This is a genomic window from Mameliella sp. AT18, from assembly GCF_028807275.1.
GTDB classification, from domain to species: Bacteria; Pseudomonadota; Alphaproteobacteria; order Rhodobacterales; family Rhodobacteraceae; genus Antarctobacter; species Antarctobacter albus.
This window is the reverse complement of record NZ_JARAMO010000068.1, coordinates 1-1,034: the sequence shown is the minus strand read 5'-3', so window position 1 is coordinate 1,034 and position 1,034 is coordinate 1. Positions and strand designations below refer to the sequence as shown.

The following is a 1,034-nucleotide window of genomic DNA, read 5'->3' as shown; positions in this document are numbered from 1 at the left end:
GGGGTGAGCCCGTCGAGGCTCGTGTGGGGTCTCTTGCTCATCACGGGTATCCTTCGAGCCTTTTACTCTCCGGTAAATCCGGGACGGTTCACGTCGGTCGGCTCGTCTGAAACCGTCGGCGTTTCATGAAGGACCCTGACACCGGCAAGCGACAGGCCCGTCCGAACCCGCCGGAGGTGTGGGTGATCAAAGATGTTCCAAACATGAGGATCATCGAAGACAATCTCTGGTTTCGGGTGAAGCGTCGGCAAGGCGCGTTCCGAAGAACCGGGTTCACGGGCGACAGAACGTGGCCGTTGGCCGCGTGATCTGCTTTCAGGGCTGTTGAACTGCGGGCACTGTGGTGCAGGCTACATCATGATCAGTGCGTCGCGTTACGGATGTTCTGCGGCTCGGAACCGCGGAACCTGCGATAATCGGCGCAGCATCGCACGGACGATCGTCGAGGCACGCGTGCTGAACGGACTTCAGCATCATCTGATGCAGCCCGAGCTCGTTTCCGAGTTCATTCGGACCTTCCAGGACGAGATACAGAAGGAACGTTTGGCCACACTGGCCCCCCGGACCGAGGACGAACGTCGCCTCGCAAAGGTGGTGAAGGAGATCGACAGGATCGTAACAGCGATCACCGAAGGACTGTTCCATCAGAGCATGAAGGCGAAGATGGATACTCTGAAGGCGGAGCGAGCTGAGTTGGAGGCTAGGCTTTCTGCCACTCCGGCGCCAGAACCTGTGGCGCTGCACCCGGGGCTCTCGGATATCTATGCCCGGAAGGTGGCAGACCTCGCAGCGACACTCAACGCACCAGACACTCGGTCGGAGGCAGCGAAACTCCTGCGGAGGCTTGTCGACAGGATTGTTCTGCATTGTTCTGCACCCCGACGCGGATGCACCAAACGGCCATGAGATTGAGCTTTTCGGGGAACTTGGAGCGATCTTATCGTTTCGCGTCGGTGAGTTACCGGAAACGCCGAAAGCCCGCCTTATGGGCGGGCTTTATGGTAATTTGGTTGCGGGGGTAGGATTTGAACCTA

2 protein-coding genes are annotated in these 1,034 nt (G+C 58.9%); both read left to right on the top strand.

Annotation, left to right across the window (positions count from 1 at the left end; translation table 11 throughout):
- Window positions 1-309: 309 nt before the first annotated feature.
- A complete protein-coding gene (locus PVW46_RS28745) occupies window positions 310-906 on the top strand; it encodes a recombinase zinc ribbon domain-containing protein (RefSeq protein ID WP_083242323.1) in 597 nt (198 codons plus the stop codon).
- Window positions 845-1,034, top strand: a 190-nt coding sequence (locus PVW46_RS08640; protein WP_274575621.1) for a hypothetical protein, incomplete at its 3' end; no start/stop codon positions are given. The genes PVW46_RS28745 and PVW46_RS08640, both read left to right, overlap by 62 nt.